17 protein-coding genes are annotated in these 19785 nt (G+C 61.2%); 12 read left to right on the top strand and 5 right to left on the bottom strand.

Annotation, left to right across the window (positions count from 1 at the left end):
• Positions 1-79: 79 nt before the first annotated feature.
• On the bottom strand, positions 80-307 hold the full coding sequence (locus HV770_RS28625) for a type 2 periplasmic-binding domain-containing protein (RefSeq protein WP_175164913.1): 228 nt from the start codon (positions 305-307) through the stop codon (positions 80-82).
• Positions 308-426: 119 nt separating this feature from the next.
• Entirely contained in the window at positions 427-1746 is a 1320-nt protein-coding gene (locus HV770_RS28620; protein ID WP_246291263.1) for an Nramp family divalent metal transporter, read from the bottom strand.
• Between the two features lie 417 nt (positions 1747-2163).
• Between HV770_RS28620 and HV770_RS39850 the strand changes: the two genes are divergently transcribed.
• Positions 2164-2616 carry a DUF3331 domain-containing protein gene (locus HV770_RS39850; RefSeq protein ID WP_175164911.1) on the top strand — a complete coding sequence of 151 codons (453 nt, stop codon included), beginning with the start codon at positions 2164-2166 and terminating at the stop codon, positions 2614-2616.
• Between the two features lie 63 nt (positions 2617-2679).
• A complete protein-coding gene (locus HV770_RS28610; RefSeq protein WP_175164910.1) occupies positions 2680-4128 on the top strand; it encodes a catalase in 1449 nt (482 codons plus the stop codon).
• A 105-nt stretch (positions 4129-4233) separates the two neighbouring features.
• On the opposite strand, the gene HV770_RS28605 is transcribed toward HV770_RS28610, so the two are convergent.
• The 3 genes from HV770_RS28605 to HV770_RS28595 form a co-directional block, all read right to left on the bottom strand.
• On the bottom strand, positions 4234-5178 hold the full coding sequence (locus tag HV770_RS28605; RefSeq protein ID WP_175164909.1) for a LysR family transcriptional regulator: 945 nt from the start codon (positions 5176-5178) through the stop codon (positions 4234-4236).
• 300 nt (positions 5179-5478) lie between these two features.
• Positions 5479-6591: an alkene reductase gene (locus tag HV770_RS28600; RefSeq protein WP_175164908.1), complete on the bottom strand. Its 1113-nt coding sequence runs from the start codon at positions 6589-6591 to the stop codon at positions 5479-5481.
• Positions 6592-6929: 338 nt separating this feature from the next.
• Positions 6930-9839: an ATP-binding protein gene (locus tag HV770_RS28595; protein ID WP_175164907.1), complete on the bottom strand. Its 2910-nt coding sequence runs from the start codon at positions 9837-9839 to the stop codon at positions 6930-6932.
• Positions 9840-10008: 169 nt separating this feature from the next.
• On the opposite strand from HV770_RS28595, the gene HV770_RS28590 reads away from it, so the two are divergent.
• The 10 genes from HV770_RS28590 (at position 10009) to HV770_RS28545 (ending at position 19689) form a co-directional block, all read left to right on the top strand.
• Positions 10009-10920 carry an SDR family NAD(P)-dependent oxidoreductase gene (locus HV770_RS28590; protein WP_246291252.1) on the top strand — a complete coding sequence of 304 codons (912 nt, stop codon included), beginning with the start codon at positions 10009-10011 and terminating at the stop codon, positions 10918-10920.
• Between the two features lie 13 nt (positions 10921-10933).
• A complete protein-coding gene (locus HV770_RS28585; protein WP_175164906.1) occupies positions 10934-11782 on the top strand; it encodes a sensor histidine kinase in 849 nt (282 codons plus the stop codon).
• Entirely contained in the window at positions 11782-12414 is a 633-nt protein-coding gene (locus tag HV770_RS28580) for a response regulator (RefSeq protein ID WP_175164905.1), read from the top strand. The genes HV770_RS28585 and HV770_RS28580 overlap by 1 nt, the downstream gene beginning before the upstream one ends.
• Before the next feature lie 65 nt (positions 12415-12479).
• Complete coding sequence (locus HV770_RS28575; RefSeq protein WP_175164904.1) at positions 12480-12935, top strand: (2Fe-2S)-binding protein; 456 nt, start codon at positions 12480-12482, stop codon at positions 12933-12935.
• 1 nt (position 12936) lies between these two features.
• Complete coding sequence (locus tag HV770_RS28570) at positions 12937-15201, top strand: xanthine dehydrogenase family protein molybdopterin-binding subunit (protein WP_246291249.1); 2265 nt, start codon at positions 12937-12939, stop codon at positions 15199-15201.
• 35 nt (positions 15202-15236) lie between these two features.
• Positions 15237-16526: a cytochrome c gene (locus HV770_RS28565; RefSeq protein ID WP_175164928.1), complete on the top strand. Its 1290-nt coding sequence runs from the start codon at positions 15237-15239 to the stop codon at positions 16524-16526.
• Between the two features lie 157 nt (positions 16527-16683).
• Entirely contained in the window at positions 16684-17511 is an 828-nt protein-coding gene (locus HV770_RS28560) for an oxidoreductase (protein WP_175164902.1), read from the top strand.
• A gap of 117 nt (positions 17512-17628) precedes the next feature.
• Positions 17629-18225: a cytochrome b/b6 domain-containing protein gene (locus HV770_RS28555; RefSeq protein WP_175164901.1), complete on the top strand. Its 597-nt coding sequence runs from the start codon at positions 17629-17631 to the stop codon at positions 18223-18225.
• Positions 18226-18228: 3 nt separating this feature from the next.
• Entirely contained in the window at positions 18229-19011 is a 783-nt protein-coding gene (locus HV770_RS28550) for a molybdopterin-dependent oxidoreductase (protein ID WP_175164900.1), read from the top strand.
• A gap of 45 nt (positions 19012-19056) precedes the next feature.
• Positions 19057-19689 carry a hypothetical protein gene (locus tag HV770_RS28545; protein ID WP_246291246.1) on the top strand — a complete coding sequence of 211 codons (633 nt, stop codon included), beginning with the start codon at positions 19057-19059 and terminating at the stop codon, positions 19687-19689.
• The last annotated feature ends 96 nt before the right edge of the window (positions 19690-19785 follow it).

Genomic DNA, 19785 nt, shown 5'->3' with positions numbered 1-19785 from the left:
ATCAGTGCTTTCTGCGCCTCACTGTAATAAATCCGGCGTCGCTGTTTCATTTGCAACACTCCCACTGCTCACGCAGCTTCTAGTGTGTTGCATCCACCGGTTGAATCCGCCACGGCACCAGGCGGACCGGCACGCCCAATTCTTCGCCAAGACGAAAGGCAATCTGGGGAGTAATGCCTGTCGGTGCCGCATCGCCGTGTGTGCTATTGCCCGGTTGCGCCAGCACTGCGTTGCCGAGGTTGATGGCGGCGCGCAGGACGCCGTGCGGGGCAAGGGCGGCGATAGTTTCAGGAGAAACAGTGCTCATGTCTATTACCTGGAAGTTTTGAGTCGTTTGGGCGGTGCCGGGTTCAACATCTGCATATCCGGAACATCACACCGAATCGGGCGGCATGTGAACCGACGGACGTCAGGGGCTAGTGCCTATCATCCAGTAACACTTTGCCAGAGAAGTACGATATTCAGCAGCACGATGATGCCAGCTGCCATCCACGCAAGCCATAACGTGACACCGCGCAGTCTCCAATCGGCCAACAACGTACGATCGGCTGCGAAGCGGATCAACGGCACGACCGCAAGCGGCAACGTGAGACTCAGTACCACCTGGCTGGCGATGAGCAGGTTGGCCGAGCCGTGTTCGCCCCAGATAAGCACTGCTGCGAGAGCGGGTCCGATTGCCAGAGCGCGCGTCACGAGCGCCCGTTGCGGGGCGGCCAGACGCAGTTGCAGAAAACCCTCCATGACGGCCTGTCCCGCGAGTGTGCCGGTTACCGTTGAGTTAAGCCCACACGCAAGCAGGGCGGAGGCGAACAGCAGGCTTGCCCAATGGGAGCCGACCAGCGGCGCAAGTAACCGGTGTGCTTCGCTGAGATCGCTGACGTCCGTGTGTCCGCTGGCGTGGAAGACGGCAGCGGCAACGATGAGAAGCGACGCATTGATTGCGAAAGCAAACGACAGCGACCCGAGCGTGTCGATGGATACAGCGCGGAGAGTCGCGGTCAGTTTGCGTCGCGTCTCGGCCGTCTCCAGTGGCGTGAGCAGCGCGGCAGTTTTGCCGCGTGCAATTGCGAATGTGCTTTTTGCGTCTTCCAGACCGTGGTTTTTTACGAGCGCCGAGTGCAGATAAAGATTGTGCGGCATCACCGTCGCCCCGACGATGCCGACGGCAAGCCAGACGATGCCTGCATCGCGCACCAATTCGCTCGAAGGCACAAGGCCGTGGGCGGCTTCGCTCCAGTCCGGTCCGGCCAGGGCCAGTTGTGCAACAAAGCATATGGCGATGAACAATAGCAACAGAGTGATCGTCGCTTCGAGCGAGCGGGAGCGTCCGTGGAGCACCAGCATGCCAAGTGTGCCGAGCGCCGACAGCAAGACACCGACCCATAGTGGGACGTGAAGCAGCAGTTGCAAGGCCACCGCGCTACCTACGACCTCAGCGACATCGCAAGCGACGATTGCAACCTCGCTTGCAATCCACAGCGCCAGTGTGGTGCGCCGCGAAAAACGCTCGCGGCACAGTTGCGCGAGGTCGCGCCCCGTAACCACGCCGACGCGTGCGGCAATCCATTGAAGAAGCATTGCCATCAGGCTCGCCAATGCGACCACACTGAGCAGTCGATATCCATATCGAGCTCCCCCGGCAAGCGCGGTTGCCCAATTGCCTGGATCCATATAGCCGACCGCAACCAGAGCGCCGGCTCCTGCATAGTTCATCCATGAGATACCACGGCGACCCGACGAACGCATGCCGTTGCGCTGCGCGTCTGGGAAGAAGTTCGATACAGGTTCCATGATGGCTCGCTGGCGAAGAGACGGGATGAACTGGGCGGCGTTCCACATGCTCGTGCAGGTAGGACCGAAAAGACCCAGGCGGATGCTTGAATCATCTCCGAGTGGGACGCGCGGAGCCAATTGGAAATGCTGGGCATTTCGATAAGCGGCGCGAATCGAATGCAACACAGATCCGGCGGTTGATCGTTCAGACTCACGGTTTGCGTCATTTCACGACATTTCACGCGCCTTAATTCATTCGTGGGACTACGATCGATTCATGGCTCCTGCGCAGAAGCCCGAGTTCTGCGAAGTGGGTCGAATACAACGAGATTGCGTCGGTAACACGGTACTGATGCGCTCCAACCGACCGAATTCACACTGAGGTGATCGATGAATGCATCGGAAACTTTGTCTTCCGCCTCGCGCAGGCACGCGAATGGATGTGCGATAGCTGTCACTAGCGGATGGACGCGGGATGCATGGAGTCAGACGCTGCAACTCCTGAGGATTCTGTCCTCCGGTGACGCATGGCCGGGACAAGAAAATTTAGAGGGAACCCAGCGCTTACGTACCGCAAGACACTCCGGCGATTCTGCGCGATCTGCGCCAGTCGTTACCCTGATAGAGCGTCTTTCCAGCGCGGCGGTGACGCTCAGTTGGCGTTGCACGGCGTGTCACTACGGCGATCAGGTCTGGATGCGCTGTATCGCTCGACAGTCTGGTGTTTGCGCTGTAAGTGGCGTCGCGATCCGCCGGGGGGATGCTGTGTACCGCCCGCGCAGTCGCGGGCATTGGTTGCCCGTCAACGTTGACGCGATGATTCACGCACGTACGTTCGAATAATTCGTTGCGCTTTATCTAGCGGGCGCCACTTGGCGTCCTTATCATCTTCAGCCAGGACGATCTATGAAGAAACTCACGACGGCTTTCGGTGCTCCGGTAGTCGACAACAACAATATCCAGACTACCGGTCCGCGGGGCCTCGCGCTGTTGCAGGACGTCTGGTTTCTCGAGAAGCTGGCGCACTTCGATCGCGAGGTTATTCCCGAGCGACGTATGCACGCAAAGGGATCAGGAGCGTTCGGCACTTTCACATTGACGCACGACATTACGCGCTATACGCGCGCGAAGATCTTTTCGGAGATCGGCAAGACGACGCCGATGTTCGCGCGCTTCTCGACGGTCGCTGGTGAGCGCGGTGCCGCCGATGCGGAACGTGACATCCGGGGGTTCGCACTGAAGTTCTACACGGAGGAGGGCAACTGGGATCTGGTCGGCAACAATACGCCGGTTTTCTTTCTTCGTGACCCGCTCAATTTCCCTGACCTGAATCACGCGATCAAACGCGACCCACGGACAGGATTGCGCAGCGCGGAAAGCAACTGGGATTTCTGGACGGGGCTGCCCGAAGCGCTTCACCAGGTGACGATTGTCATGAGCGACCGAGGCTTGCCGAAGTCATTCCGTCATATGCACGGATTCGGCAGTCACACTTTCAGTTTCATCAATGGGGATAACCAACGGCACTGGGTGAAGTTCCATTTTCGTACCCAGCAGGGCATCGAGAATCTGAGCGACGCCGAAGCCGAGGCGCTCGCCGGGAAGGACCGTGAGAGCTCGCATCGCGATCTGTACGAGAGCATCGAAAGTGGTGAGTTTCCTCGCTGGACACTTTATGTTCAGATCATGCGCGAGCAGGAAGCGGCGACGTGCCAGTTCAATCCGTTCGATCTCACGAAGGTTTGGCCGAAGAAGGACTATCCGCTGATTGAAGTAGGCGTGATCGAATTGAACTGCAACGCTGAAAATCATTTCGCCGATGTAGAGCAGGCTGCGTTCAACCCGGCGAACGTTGTGCCGGGCATCGGCTTTTCGCCCGATCGCATGCTGCAAGGCAGGCTGTTTTCGTATGGAGATGCGCAGCGCTACCGTCTGAGCGTCAACCATAACCAGATTCCGGTGAATGCACCGAAATGTCCAGTGCACAGTTATCACCGCGATGGTCTGATGCGGGTTGACGGCAATAGTGGCGGCACAACCTCGTACAACCCCAACTCGCGTGGTGAGTGGGCTGACCAGCGCGCGCTGCGCGAACCGCCGCTCGCTTTGCAAGGGGCGGTAGACCATTGGGACCATCGTGAGGACGACGACTATTTCTCGCAGCCTGGCGCACTGTTTCGTCTGATGACGGCAGAGCAGCAACAGATGCTGTTTGATAACACCGCACGCGCCATTACCGGCGTGTCTAAACCTATCCAGCAGCGCCACATCGAACATTGCACGAAGGCTGACCCGACCTATGGTGCGGGCGTGGCCAAAGCGATTCAAGCTGCGGAAGAACTCGCCGGTCGATAACCGGTCTTCAGGCAAGAAAAAGGGACGTCGCGCGCTGCGCACGTCCCTTTTTCTTTTGCCTTGCCACGCCGGACGGCGTGGCTCCGCTTTCCGTACGTCTTGGCGCTACGCGCCTTCTGGCGTTCCCGCCATTGCATTCAGGCGCAGTTGCGTTCGCCGCGCTTCCTCGTTTGCCACGTCGATGAAGTCGAGAATCAACGTGTTCGCTTCGTCGGCACGATAGAACTGGTGCACGGTCAGTTCATTGAAGCCATCGATCGGCACGCAGCGTAGCCCTGCTGGCAACGACGCAAACACATAGGTCGCGCCGAGCATGACGCCCAAGCCTTGCTCGACTAGTGTCATGCCCATCTGCGCCTGCATGGTTTCGTAGACGAAATGCGGTGTGAAGCCTGCTCCGCGGCAAAGGTCCACCACCGAGTCGTAGAGCGGCGGATTCACGTTGCGGCTGAAGATGATCAGCTTTTCCGCGGCCAGATCATCGAGCCGCAAGCGATCGAGTGACGCAAGCCGGTGATCATCGCGCATCAGTAACGCCCAGCCCGAACTGACAAGCGGCTCCCCGCGAAGTTCGCCGCCGGGCGGCAGCGGGACCACCGGCACACCGAAGCCGACGTCGATCTGATGCTTCAGGAGCGCCTCGTATTGCTGCGCCGCGTTCATTTCGTGGCGCACGATCTTCACGTCCGGATACAGCGATTGCAGACGGATCAGCGATGGGGGCACGAACGGCAAGTTAGTGTATTCGACGAGTCCGATCGACACGACGAATTCCTGGTGGTCGCCGGCTTCGCGGGCTAGACGCAGCGACAGTTCGATTTGCGAAAACGCTTTGTCGATGCCGTCGCGTAGCGCTGCGCCAGCAGGTGTGAGCATGACTTGGCGACGATCGCGCATGAAGAGCTGCACGCCAACCAGTTCTTCCAGCTTGGCAATCTGCTGACTGAGCGCGGGTTGCGTGACGAAGGCCAGTTCGGCCGCGCGGCCAAAGTGCAATTCCTTCGCGAGGATGGAAAAGTAGCGCAGCTGGCGGAGTTCGACTCCTCGCATGAAGGCCTCGGCAAAATGGACAGCGGGTTTTAAGGGCGGGCTACATGCGGTACAGCGCAATCCGGTAACCAGATTTGATTCTACCGGGTGACCAAGCGGGGTGGTGTGGAGTGAGGTACGACGGTAGACGAAGGGAGTACGACAGGCGTCGCAGAGGAGCGAAGCCGGGAAAGCAGGCTGTGGTTCAGTCGGGCGAGATACGGACCGTCAAGGAATGCATGAATCCACCAGACGCAAAACGCGTTGGTGGAATCAGCGTCCGTTCCCCGTCCGCTTTGCAACGGGTGGTAGCGGCGAACGTCAAGCGTCGACAGTACTCGTCGCCGGATAGTCGGTGTAGCCAGTCGCGTCGCCGCCGTAGAAAGTCGGGCGGTCGTAGGCGTTAAGCGGCGTATTCTGTTGCAGACGTTCGACCAGGTCGGGATTGGCGATGAAATAGCGGCCGAAGGCGACGGCGTCGACGCGGCCTTCCTCTACTGCGGCGCTCGCCGAGGCCTTCGTGTACCCGCCTGCCGAAATGACGGGACCTGCGAACGCGGTGCGGAACAGCCTGGCGTTATCGGGAGCAGTGTCGTTCAATTCATCCACCATGCCGGCCAGACTTCCGCGGGGCTCGATCAGATGCAGATAGGCCGGTCGGCGCTCGCTTATTCTTCCGATCACATGGGTGAAAAGACCGACCGGATTGCTGTCGCCCGGATCATTCAAGGTGCCGTGGGGCGACAGGCGTACACTGACGCGGTCCTTGCCCCATACCGCGATCACCGCGTCGAGCACGTCGAGTAGCAGGCGCGCGCGATTCTCGAACGAGCCACCGTATGCATCGGTGCGATGGTTGCTGCGGTCTTGCAGGAACTGGTCGAGGAGGTAGCCATTCGCTCCGTGCACTTCCACTCCGTCGAAACCGGCCGCTTTCGCGTTGCGTGCGCCGTTCGCGAACTGCTCCACAATGCCCGGCAGTTCGTCGATGGCGAGGGCGCGGGGCATGACCGAGTCCACCCACTGGTAGTCGCTCGTCAACGCCTGCACTGTGGGTCGCACCGCCGACGGTGCTACCGGTTGGGCATGATCAGGCTGGTTCGACGGGTGTGAGATAGCGCCCGTGTGCCACAACTGCAGGACGATTCGCCCGCCGCGTGCGTGCACCGCATCGGTGACCTTGCGCCAGCCGGCAATCTGCGCGTCGCTATGGATGCCCGGCGTGCCCGGATAGCCCTTGGCTTGCTGGGAAATCTGCGTCGCCTCAGTGACGATGAGTCCGGCCGAGGCACGCTGTGCGTAATACTTGGCATTCAGTTCGGTCGGTGCGCCTTCTGCGCCGGCACGCATGCGCGTCAACGGAGCCATCACGATTCGGTTCGGCAGTTCCAGTGCGCCCAACTTCAGCGGGTCGAAAAGCGTGTGGGATGACATGTCAGTATTTCCTTTGTCGCGTATTCGTTGGATGAGCCCGCGACGCACGCTTTGCGCGGCGCAGGTTTGCTTTTGCGTATCGCCGGTTTCCACTTCCGGGTGTAGGGTGCCGGCCGATGGAAAGCATTGTGGCGAGGCGCAATACACCGGGCCAATTAGAAACGCGACAGGTATTGATAAGTATCGGTATAGCAGGCGGATCCCGCGCGATACGGATATAGCGTGGAGAACGCCGCGACCCGCGGCATCAGTCGAAAGTAGTGGGGGCTGCCGGTCAGAAGGCAAGGCAGCTCGACTGATCGGTTCGGACGAAGAAGGAAACGTGCTCCGCTAATTTGTCAGGATTCGCTGTCTGTCAGTGGCAGCGCTGACGGTTCGCGCGCGTGTGCGAGCCGGATCAAACTATCGGCGCACCGGCTGGCCCAGAGCCCTGCGCCGTTGCGGCGGGCGATAGCGAGAGCGCTCAACAGGCGGGCTTCAGCGGCAGCGCGTGCAACTTCGGGATGCAGTGCTGGATCTTGAAACAGAACCTCGCTCTTGATACGAAGAAGCTCCAGAATCGTCCACGCTTCGTCACTGCGCGACGCGCGCTTAAGCGCGGCGTCAACCGCGATGCGAGCATTCGCCACGTCGCCGGAGCGGGACAACGCGTCGCAGTATGCCATCTGCGCAAGCGAATATATCGGCCCTTGGCCGATCGGCGCGACGGCTTCGAGAGCTGCTTTGAGCACCGGCAACCCGACAGTCGAACCATCCCGCAGTACGGCGAGCATGCCAGCGAACAACTGTGCGACTTCATGCCACGCTTCGAGGCCGGCTTGGGACGTATCGTGCAGGAGCATGGCTACGTACCGCTCGGCGATTTCTGCATTGCCGGTGTACAGGGCAACGGGGCAGGCGCCTTGCGCCAGGGCATAGACGACTGTAGGGAGATGGTCGGTTGCCAGCGCGTCGTCGAGATTACTCGCGGCTGCGGCCAGCGCTTCCTCCATATCGCCTTGCAACATGAGAACCTGTGCATCGAACGCACGAGCAACGACGAGCTGGTCGAATTGCAGCTCGCCTATCCGCTTCACTGGCTCGACAGTCGAGTAATACTCGATCGAGGATTTCAGGCGCGACTGCGCTTCCTCGAACTCGCCTCTGTACATATGGGTCGTTCCGAGGATCCGGTCGCTCAGCGCCACATGCGCGGCGTTGCCGGTGTGGGCAGCCAGCAAAGCGGCGCGACGCGCTGTTTCAAAAGCTGAACCATAGTCGCCGGCATTTCGCTGTGCGGCCCATACTCCCCACAACGCCTGGACCTGTCGCTCCATGTCGTTGATCTGCTCAGCGCGGACGAACACTTCCTGCCACGCGGCGCGCATGGCCTCGCCACCTCCGTCGCGGTGCGTCAGTGCGGCCGCGCGTGCGCGCCATAGTTCAAGCTGAAGCGCAGAGTCCAGACTGGAGCGGGTGAGTGTCGTGTGCGGATCCGTTGCGAGCGCCCGATCCACCCAGCGCGAACACTCGCCGAAGAGGGACAGCGTTGACCACAATGGAACGGTAGCAGCGGTGAGTTCGAGCGCGAGCGACGCATCAGCATCGTCGGACCAGGCCCAGTCCAGCATGGCCCGAACGTTGTCAATTTCCCATGCGATTGGGCTGCTATGCGCGGCACTGCCATTCACCTCTTTCCCCGCCGTGTGTGCGTGCTGCTTCAACAGGGTCAGCAGATGCCGCGCTGCGAACCTGGCGACCTCGCGTGTCTCCCCTGCATCGTTCAGCCGATCCAGGGCATAGGCCCGCGTGATGTGCAACAACCTGTAGCGCGGGACCGGGCCGGCGACGTCGGCGGAAACCAGCGACTTTCCGACAAGGTCGGCGAGCAGGAAGATCAGCCCTCCTTCGTCGATCGTCGAGCCTGCTACCGCGCGCACGGCATCGAAGGCGAATGTGCCCGGAAACAATGCAAGGCGACGCAACAGCACCTGCTGCCGCTCCGGCAGCGACTGGTAGCTCCAGTCGAGCATGGCCGCGAGCGTTCGATGGCGCGGCGACGCAGTTCGGCGGCCAAGCATCAGCAAGCGGAACCGGTCATCGAGCAGCGTGGCGAGGCCGTGAATGCCGAACGCGTCCACACGGCCGGCACCTAGCTCGATCGCCAGCGCGATGCCATCCAGGCGCCTGCAAATATCCGCCACGAGCGGCGCTTCCGGGTCGGTGAGTTCGAACTGATGGTGGTTGGCGGTGACCCGCTCGACGAACAGTTGCACGGCAGGATAAGCCAATGCCTGTTCCGCAGACGGCTCGACGTCGGGCGGGGGCGACGTGAGGGGCGCGAGCCTGTAGACCTGCTCGCCATCGGCGCGTAACGGTTCACGGCTCGTTGCTATCAGATGCAAGCCGGGCGACTGTTTGAGCAGGGATTCGGCAAGAAACGACGACGCATCGAGCACATGCTCGCAGCAATCGAACACGATCAGCATCCGCCGGTTCTCGACGTGGTGACCGATCGCGACTTCCGGTGCTACGTTACCTGGTGCGATTCCAAGTGCCGCGGCCAGCGCCCCCGGCAGCAGGCGAGGGTCGGTCAGAGGTGCGAAATCGACATGGAACACGCCGTCGGGATAGGAGCCGGCCAAGCTCGACGCGACGGCCAGCGCGACTGTGGTCTTGCCGATGCCGCCGGGTCCGGTGATGGTAACAAAGCGGCGATCGCGCAACTTGCCTGCAATAGCGAACACCGCTTCCGTGCGGCCGACCATGCGTGTGAGGCGCACTGGCAGGTTGCCCCGGATTCGGGCGACGCTGGAGGGTGGCGACGTTTCTGCCCGTAAACGTTCCATCGCCACTGGTAGAGCGGTTGCCGTAGTGCCGCTATCGCGACTTACAACGCCCGTGAACCGGTAACCACGCCCCGACACAGTTGCAATCAGCGGCTGAGCGCCCTCTTGCCGGCTGCCAGTGTCGCCCAGTGCACGCCGCAATGCGGCGACTTGCGCCCGGAGGTTGCTGTCCTCCACTACGGTGGTGGGCCATGCCCGGTTAGTCAGCGTTTCCCTGTCCACGACCTGTCCGGCCTGTTCGATTAGTGCCAGAAGAATATCCATGGCGCGGCCGCCGACAGCGACGGGCGTGCCGTTGCGCAGCAATCTTTGCTGTGCAGGAAAGAGGCGAAATACGCCGAATGCGAAACAGATATCAGACGGATACATCGATGGCGGATTGACTGGTGGCGGCGAAATGCCGTTGAACCGTTTTAGCACTTCAGAAAGGCCTACGCATGTCTGGATGCAATTTTCTGTCGCCCTCTCACATAAATTCACGACGATTCACTTTGGTGGCTCCCCGGGTGATGCGCATACTCGCAGCAAGTCCTCGAGGCGCCGGTAAGTCAGCCGAATCGGCCTGGTGGGAACCATAGGGAGCTTCGGCATGATGTCGCAGAGCGGGACCATTCTAATCACCGGAGCTAATTCCTGCTTTGGCCGTGCACTCGCACAGGCGGCGCTCGAGGAGGGATTCCGAGTAGCCGGCACCGTACGTAACGAAGCCGCGCGATTGGCCTTCGAGGCGCTGGCACCGGGACAAACGCACGGTTATCTGCTCGACCTGACCGATCAAGGCGCAATCGCACTGCTCGTCGAACGGATCGAACTCGAGGCAGGGCCAATCACCGTGTTGGTCAACAACGCAGGCTGCCTGCATGCAGGAACGGTTGAAGAATCGCCGATCGAGGCCCTGGAGCACCAACTGGCCGTCAACCTGATTGCGCCGACGATTCTGATTCAGGCGATTCTGCCACAGATGCGGCGACGCCGCGCCGGCCAGATCGTGAATGTGACGACGATCGGCGGGTTGGTCGGACTCCCGGGTTTCGGCTTCTCCCACGCAAGCCGCTTTGCGCTCGAAGGGCTCACAGAGAGTTTGCGCAAGGAATTGAAACTGCTCGGAATCGACGTGACTGCTGTCGAGATAGGCGGCTTGCGGCCAGGGTACGGACGGACGAGCGAGCCATCAACCGGCGATTCAAACCCCGCTGCCTCAGGCGACTCGGTCACCGTGGACTTCTCGTCGGGCGTCCCGGCACGAACGCAGACGTCGACCCTTCACGCGGACTATGCATGGGCACTCGGCGCATCGCGGGCGGTGGCCGTGACGGAGTCTCACTTGATTGATCCAGGCCGCGCAGCGCGCGCGTTGCTCGCGGCGCTCAGGACCGGCGCCGCGCCCGCTCATTTGCTGCTTGGAGAGAACGCCGTGCAATGGGTACGGGAAAAAATAGCCGCGCTGAAAGCCGAAATCACCGCTTGGGAAAGCGTTTCGTTGTCCGCGCAGGCGGACTGACAGGGGAACAGTCATGAGTCATTCCATCGTGCAGGACGCCGGTGCCGAGCCTGTCTGGCCGTCTCTCGATCGGACGTTGCGTTCGTTCGGGCGCGAGTCGATCAGCGACTTTGCGAAGAACGACGGGCGCGCGATCGACCGTGCACGGGCGGCTGCCTCGCCCCTGACGGATATGAGGACGCAGGCACTCATTGCTGGCGCGCTCCAGGCAGACCGTTCGCGGATCGCGCGAGACGTTCATGACACGTTCGCGCAAGGGCTGACCGGTGTCGTCGCGCAATTGCGCGTGGCCTCCATGAAGGCGCTGCAAACAGGACGGTGCCAGGATGCCGGTACGCAAGAGAGCGACCCTGTTCACGAAGCACTCGCTGCGGCATCGAGCGCGCTGCGGCAACTGAACGATTTCATGCGTCAGCTGCGCGACCCCACGATGGCACTCCCCGGGTGCGGTGCCGACGGCACATGTGATTTGATACGGCCCGTCAGGGAGTGTCTTGCTCTCAGCGTCGCCCGCGCAACGTGCACATCCGTGTACTTCGACACGCGGCATGAGGTGCTATTGCTGTCCGCTCACGTCGTTCATGAGATCGCGATGATCGTATCCGAAGCCGCAACGAACGCGATGCGGCACGCGCAGGCCGACACGCTGGAATGCACGATCGTCGACGGCAGCGCCGGCCTGCTGGTCGAGGTCAAGGACGACGGGCGCGGGTTCGACATGTCCCAGCCCGTTTCCGGATTCGGTCTTCTCGGCTTGCATGAGCGTGCCGATCTGATCGGAGCTCAACTCGACGTGATTAGCAGCCCGGGACGAGGCACACGCATCACGGTGACGGTGCCCTATTCGGATGAGGCCCGCTGATGAGTGCGTCGACAGCCATTACTGTCTTGCTGGCAGACGATCACCGCGTGGTCCGCGCCGGTATCGCCGCGTTGCTCGAGTCGACGGGCCGGTTTCACGTGATTGCCCAGGCCGACGACGGTATTCAGGCGGTTGCTCAATTCCGTATCCATCGCCCGCGGATCGTGCTGACTGATTTGCGGATGCCGCACTATGGCGGCGTGCAGGTGACCCAGCAGATTCGTCGAATCGACCCGCAGTCGCGGATCGTGATTCTCACGACTTTCGACGGTGAAGAGGACATCTACCGTGGACTCAATGCCGGCGCTCGCGCGTATCTGCTGAAGGAAGCCTCGCTCGAGACGCTTCTGGACTGCCTGGAGACGGTCGCGCGTGGCGAGTGTTACGCACCTCCCGATCAGGTCGCGGCGAAGCTGGCATCGCGAGTCGAGCAACCGAGGCTCACGTTGCGCGAGCTCGACATCTTGCAACGCGTGGCGCTTGGCCATTCGAACAAGCAGATTGCCGCGCGCGCGGCGATCTGCGAGGCCACCGTCAAGAAACACGTATCCAGTGCATTCGACAAGCTTAAAGCGTCGAGTCGCACACAAGCGGTGCTGATCGCGCGTACACGCGGACTCATCCTGGGATGATCCGGCCGACGCGTGCAGGTCGCGGCAAACATCCTTTCTAAACACTTCAGGCGACGAAACCGACCATGATTGAACTAACCATCAACGCGCAGAAGCACGTCGTCGATGCTCCACCGGAAATGCCGCTTCTTTGGGTCATACGCGACATCGTCGGACTGACCGGCACGAAGTTCGGCTGCGGGATTGCTCAGTGCGGAGCCTGCACCGTGCATCTCGATGGCGAGCCGGCCCGCTCCTGCGTGACGCCTGTCGCGGCGGTTGGCGGCCGGCGGATTACGACGATCGAGGCGATCGGCGCGACGCCGGCCGGTCAGAAGGTTCAGAAGGCATGGCTCGACATCGACGTCGTGCAATGCGGCTATTGCCAATCCGGCCAGATTATGTCCGCGGCAGCACTGATTGCATCGAACCCAGCGCCTAACGATGCCGACATTGACGCAGCCATGGCCGGAAATATCTGTCGTTGTGGAACTTATGTGCGAATTCGCGCGGCGATCAAGCAAGCAGCAAAGGGCGCTTGATATGGCCACACGACTGTTGGACAGGCGATCGTTCAGCCGGCGCGACTTCCTGCAGCTTGGCGTGAGCGTGGGGGTTGCTGCGGGCGGCGGCTTGCTGCTCGGCGTGAGTTTCAAAGCAAACAGCGCATCCGAGGCAACCTCAAGCGGCGGCATCACCGCGGCGATTCGCTCCGCCGGCAGCGTCATAGGTGGAGACGGTCGGGTACCCGCGCCGGGAGGTGACTTAGCGCCGAACGCATTTATCAGGATCGATCGGGAAGGGCACGTATTTATCGTTGTACCGAAGGTCGAAATGGGCCAGGGCGTTTACACGTCAATCCCGATGCTGATTGCCGAAGAACTGGAAGTGCCGCTCGATAACGTCACGCTCCAGCACGCACCACCCGACGCCGCGTTATACGCGGACGGGCTGCTTGGCATGCAAGTCACGGGCGGGTCGACATCGATGCGGGCTATGTGGGAGCCGATGCGGCGAGCCGGGGCGGTTGGCAGAACACTGCTGCTGCAGGCAGCTGCGCAGGCATGGGGCGTCGATTCTGCGGGTTGCGTCGCACGCAACGCAGTGGTGCGGCATGTGGCGAGTAACCGCACCTTGACATACGGTCAACTGGTCGAGTGCGCTGCTTCGCTGGCGATGACTCCCGATTTGGCGAAGTCGATTGTGCTGAAGTCACCGTCGGCGTTCACGATCATCGGCAAACCGGTGAAGCGGCTCGACTCTCCGGAGAAGTTGAATGGCGTCGCCCGGTTTGGTATCGACGCTCGACCGCCCGGCATGGTGTACGCAGTGGTGGTCAATTGCCCAGTAATTGGCGGCTCTCTTGCGCGGGTCGACGACACGGTGGCGCGGGCGGTGCCGGGTGTAAGCCAGATCGTCAGCCTCGACAACGCGGTCGCGGCCATCGGTACGCATACGTGGGCAGCCAAAACGGGGGCTAGTGCGCTGGCGATCGAATGGAATCCAGGCCCGAACGCCCTGATGACGACCAGGACGCTGGTCGGTGATCTGCAGCGCGCGTCGCAACGGCCGGGCGCGGTGGCTCGCAAGGCCGGCGACGTGGCGACCGCATTCAGCCAGGCATCTCGCAAGATTGAAGCGGTATATGAATTGCCATTCCTCGCGCACGCGACGATGGAGCCGATGAACTGCACCGTGCATCTGCACGATGGCCGCTGCGAAATATGGTGCGGCACGCAGGTGCCCACTCGTGTCGTGGATGCCGCAGCGAAAATCACCGGCCTTCCGCCCGGTCAGATAGTCCTGCATAACGCTCTGCTTGGTGGAGGCTTCGGACGCAGGCTGGAGGTCGATGTCCTGATGCAGGCGGTCAGGATTGCGCAACAGGTCAACGCTCCGGTGAAAGTACTGTGGACCCGTGAAGAAGACATTCAGCACGACATGTATAGGCCGTATTACTACGACCGCATTGCCGCTGCGCTGGATTCGTCCGGAAAACCGGCCGGGTGGACTCACCGGATCACCGGGTCTTCCATTGTCGCGCGTTGGGCGCCGGCCTGGTTCAAGAACGGGCTGGATCCGGACGCGGTGGAGGTCGCAGACAAGCTGCCGTACGACATTCCCGCGCAACTCGTCGACTACGTGCGGCAGGAGCCACGAGGTGTGCCAACAGCATTCTGGCGGGGCGTCGGGCCGACGCGCAGTACGTTCGTCGTCGAGGGTTTCATCGACGAACTGGCGCACGAAACCAAGACCGATCCGGTCACGTACCGACGCGCGCTGCTCGGCCGTTCGCCGCGCTTGCTGCATGTGCTCGATGTCGCGACACGGGCCGCCGGCTGGGGCAGTTCTCTGCCGACGGGAAGCGGCCGTGGGGTATCAGTGATGAATGCGTTCGGCAGTTTCTTCTGCATGGTCGTCCAGGTTTCGGTGGACAACGGCGAAGTGCGGGTGGAACGGGTTGTGTGCGCCGTCGATTGCGGACAGGTGGTGAATCCCGACACGGTCCAGGCGCAGGTGGAAGGCGGCGCAATTTTCGGTCTCAGCGCCGCGCTGTTCAACCAGATCACTTTCTCGAACGGCCGCGTGGAGCAGAGCAATTTCAACGACTATCGCGTCATGCGCATCAACGAAGCACCGCATATCGACACGCATATTGTCGCCAGCAGCGAAGCGCCGGGTGGTATGGGTGAGCCAGGTACGGCCGCCGTCGCTCCGGCGCTTGTCAACGCGATTTTCGCGGCTAGCGGGCGGCGGGTGCGACGCCTGCCGGTAGGCAATCAGTTGCAGACCTCAGAGTCCGCGTGAGGAGAACCAGATTGAATTCAACTTTTATCCAGGCGATGCGTCGCGCTGCGCTGACCTTTCTCTATGTGTTCGGCATCGCGCTCTTTTCGACGCCCGCCCTCTCACAGGGCGACGGGGGCCTCGTAACGCGAGGGGCCTATCTGGCTAAAGCGGGAGATTGCATTGCCTGCCACTCGGCGCCGGGAGGCAAACCGTTTGCGGGTGGCCTGCCGATGGCGACTCCGATGGGTCGTATCTATTCGACCAATATCACGCCAGACGCGAAACACGGAATAGGAACGTACAGCGAAGCGGATTTCATCCGCGCGGTGCGCGAAGGTGTTGCGAAAGACGGCCACAACCTGTATCCCGCGATGCCCTACCCGTCGTATGCCAAAGTCGGCGATGCCGATATGAAGGCGCTGTACGCGTATTTCATGCGGGGCGTCGCACCCGTCGCTCAACCCAACATTGTCTCCGACATTCCGTGGCCGCTGAACATGCGCTGGCCGCTGAAATTCTGGAACATGGTCTTTCTCGACAAAAAGCCGTATGAGTCGCGTCCGGACAAGGACGCCTCATGGAATCGTGGCGCCTACCTAGTGCAGGGCCTCGGCCATTGCGGCGCATGCCATACGCCGCGCGGGATCGCGTTTCAGGAAAAGGCAAGCGATGACGGCGGACATGCATTCCTTAGCGGCGCCGCGGTCGACAACTGGTTCGCGTCGAATCTCACCGGCAATACGAACACGGGCCTTGGCCGGTGGAGTGAAGAGGATCTGAGCGTATTCCTGCGCACCGGTGCAAACGCACATGCCACCGCCTTCGGATCGATGACCGACGTGATCAACAACAGTACGCAGGCGCTGAGCGATGTCGATTCGCGAGCGATAGCCCACTACATCAAATCGCTGCCAGCCGCGCGGGCGGAAGAAGGCCCGCCATGGAAGCCCTATAAGCCCAATGCGACCGATCTGAAGAATACTGCGGGCCTGCTGCGTCGGCCGGCGGGGCATCCTGGCGCCACGATCTACACGACGTATTGCCTGCATTGCCATGGAGCCGACGGGCGAGGAGCCGCCCCTTGGCTAGCGCCGCTCGCAGGTAATCCGAATGTGCTCGAACCCAACCCTCTTTCGCTCATCAATGTGACGCTGAACGGAACCCGGCCGCTGATGATCGGCGGTCTGCAGGCCGCCTATCCGATGCCGCGCTATCACCCGGTGCTGGACGATCAGCAGATCGCCGACGTCCTGACCTTCGTGCGCGGCAACTGGAACAACCGCGCTCCCGCAGTCGATGCCGCCGAGGTCACGAAGCTTCGCAAGGCAACGGCCCAACCCTGAGGGTGACGGCGTGAGCCCTGCTGGACAAGGCTTTCGTGCCGATTAGAGCCGCTTATCAGCACTACGGTCATTTCGAATTGGGAGCCGCACGGCCGTTCGACGACACTGCCCCTGTCGCGCGGAGCTTAGTCCGCGCGGATTCCACAGGAGAAGTGAGATGAAAACCTGGTTTATTACGGGCGTAAGTAGTGGTTTTGGGCGGGCGCTTGCTGAAGCGGCACTTGAGCGCGGGGACCGTGTGGCCGGAACACTGCGCAGCGAAGAACAACGCGCGGCATTCGATGCGCTTAAGCCGGGGCTGTCGCTGGGTGTGCGGCTTGACGTGACGCGGCATGATGACGCCCGCCGGGCAGTGGCTCTGGTCGAAGAAAGTTTCGGCCCGATCGACGTGCTGGTCAACAACGCGGGCTATGGTCATGAAGGCACGATCGAGGAAACGCCGCTCGATGAATACCGCAAGCAGTTCGACGTCAACGTATTCGGCGCCGTGTCGGCGATTCAGGCGGTCTTGCCGTATATGCGGGCGCGACGCAGCGGCCATATCGTGAATATCACCTCGATGGGCGGGATCGTCACGTTTCCCGGTCTCGGCGTCTACCACGGAAGCAAGTTTGCGCTCGAAGGGATTAGTGAGGCGCTGTCAAAGGAGGTGGCGGACCTCGGCATCAGGGTGACGGCGGTGGAGCCTGGCGCATTCCGCACCGAATGGGCTGGACGCTCGATGAACCGGGGCAGTGCAAGCATTGCGGACTATGAGCCGCTCTTCGCACCGTTGCGGAAAGCTCGTGCGGAACGCAGCGGCAAGCAGCCGGGAGATCCGGCCAAGGCAGCATCGGCCATCCTGACATTGGTGGATTCGCCGAAGCCGCCGGTCCATCTGCCCTTGGGGACGGACGCGCTCGCGTTTATCCGCTGCAAGCTCGATACGTTCAGCCAGGAAGTGACTGCCTGGGAACCGGTCGCCTCAGCGACGAACTTCGATTGACACGGCGCGCGCACGCCTTGAGTTGCATGCAAGCCGCGGGCGGCACACCGGTTGATGGTGTGCCGCCGCGTCGATCTCGCGTTGCAGGCAACGCCATGGAGAGAAAGGAGAGGCTGCATGACGCATCGCGTCGCTGTTCACCCGTTGTGGTTGCGAATCTGGCATTGGATCAACCTGATCGCCGTCGTGCTGATGGTCACAAGCGGCTGGCAGGTGTACAACGCGTCGCCTATCTTTGGACAGATCCGTTTCCCCGCATCGATTACGCTTGGCCGGTGGCTTGGTGGCGCGTTGCTCTGGCATTTCGCGGCGATGTGGCTGCTCGCGTTGAATCTGGCCTTGTATATCATCGCCAATACGCTAACTCGACGCTGGCGGCGACGCTTCTTCCCGCTCACACCGGCGAGCATACGGACTGACTTGCGTGCCGCGCTTGCCGCCAGGCTCTCTCATGACGATCTATCGCGCTACAACGCCGTGCAGAAGCTCGCGTACCTGTTCGTGCTATTCGATCTATCGCTGCTGATTGCCTCGGGGCTCACCCTCTGGAAGCCGGTGCAACTTCCTTTCCTGCGCGATCTGTTCGGCGGATTCGACGATGCACGGGTTGTACATTTTTTTGCAATGGGGACTTTGGTCGGATTCGTTGCAGTCCATGTCGTGATGGTCGCGATCGTGCCGCGGTCCTTGTTGACGATGATTCGAGGAAAGTAACCGATGGCCTCTATCGTGCGTGATAAACGCAAGCCAGCGCTCGACGCACGGTCGATTATCAAAGACGTCAGCCGTGAAATGGCCGACCCGCTGCGCCGTGCGCTTGGCAAACGCATTTTGACTCTGGGTGGCCTGGCGCTGCTATCCGGTTGTAGCCTCACCGATGAACGATCAGTCGACGCGATGCTGCGCAACATCTCCCGGTTTAACGACAGGATGCAAGGCTGGCTGTTCGATCCGCGCAGACTAGCGCCCACGTATTCCGAAGCGATGATTACGCGGCCATTTCCGTTCAATGCCTTTTACGATATCGACGACGTCCCGCAGATCGATGGAGCGACATACAAGCTGGAAGTACGAGGCCTGATTAGCGGCAAGACGCAGTGGACTCTCGCCGAGCTCCGCATGTTGCCACAAATGAGTCAGATCACGCGTCACATCTGCATTGAGGGTTGGAGCGCGATCGGCCGTTGGGACGGCATCCCGTTTTCGCAGTTTCTGGCACGCACCGGAGCGGACATGTCAGCGAAGTACGTCGCCTTCGAATGTGCCGACAACTATTCCACCAGCATTGACATGCCGACTGCGTTGCATCCGCAGACGCTGCTGACGCTCGGTTATGACGGCCAGACATTGCCGCCGAAGTACGGATTTCCCATGAAGCTGCGCATGCCGACCAAATTGGGCTACAAGAACCCGAAACATATCGTGGCGATTTCGGTGACCAACACCTATCCGGGTGGTTACTGGGAAAACCAGGGTTATAACTGGTTCGGCGGTTCGTGAATTTCACTGTTTGCTGCGCCGTGCGCAGTTTTTTTGGAGCAAGAGATGAAGAAACAAAACAGGAGCGGCGTCATGGCGGCATTGACGCTGGCGTCGATCGTGACGACATCAATCGCGCCCGCCGCTTTCGCACAAGGTGCAGGTGCTCCGGCGCGTATCCGCGGTGACATCGTATCCGCAACTTCGGACGCGCTCACGGTGCATCGGCGTAGCGGCGACACTGTTGCCATCAGCCTCAAGCCGGCGCAGCCGGTGCTAACGGTCAAACCCGTGGCGCTTGCCGACATCAAGCCCGGCTCGTATGTAGGCATTGCGTCGAAGACTGGCGTTGACGGCAAGATGACCGCGCTGGAGGTCGTCGTCTTTCCCGAAGCGGCGCGCGGAACTGGCGAGGGACATTACGGATGGGATCTTGGGGCGCACAGCACGATGACGAACGCGAATGTCGACACTGTGGTAACAGGCACCAGTGGACGCGACCTGAAGCTTTCCTATAAAGGCGGATCGAATCAGATTACCGTGCCGCCGACCGTGCCGATCGTCACGTTGGTGCCAGCTTCGCCGGCTGACCTCGTCGCGGGTAAGAAGGTATTCGTCATTGCGGCGCCAGCTAGCGATGGAAAGCTGGAGGCTCGCAATGTGGTTGTCGAAAAAGACGGGGTCGCGCCGCCTATCTGAGATGGCTTTGTAGTAGCCGCAGAGAGTGATGCGTCGACCTGGTCGGCGCATTTTTTTCGCCTGGAAGAACGTGAACCTGAGCGCCTATGCGAACGT

Origin of the sequence: Paraburkholderia fynbosensis (genome assembly GCF_902859935.1) — a bacterium.
Classification (GTDB): domain Bacteria; phylum Pseudomonadota; class Gammaproteobacteria; order Burkholderiales; family Burkholderiaceae; genus Paraburkholderia; species Paraburkholderia fynbosensis.
Note: the sequence above shows the minus strand (reverse complement) of the source record. Positions and strands in the feature narration are given on the sequence as shown.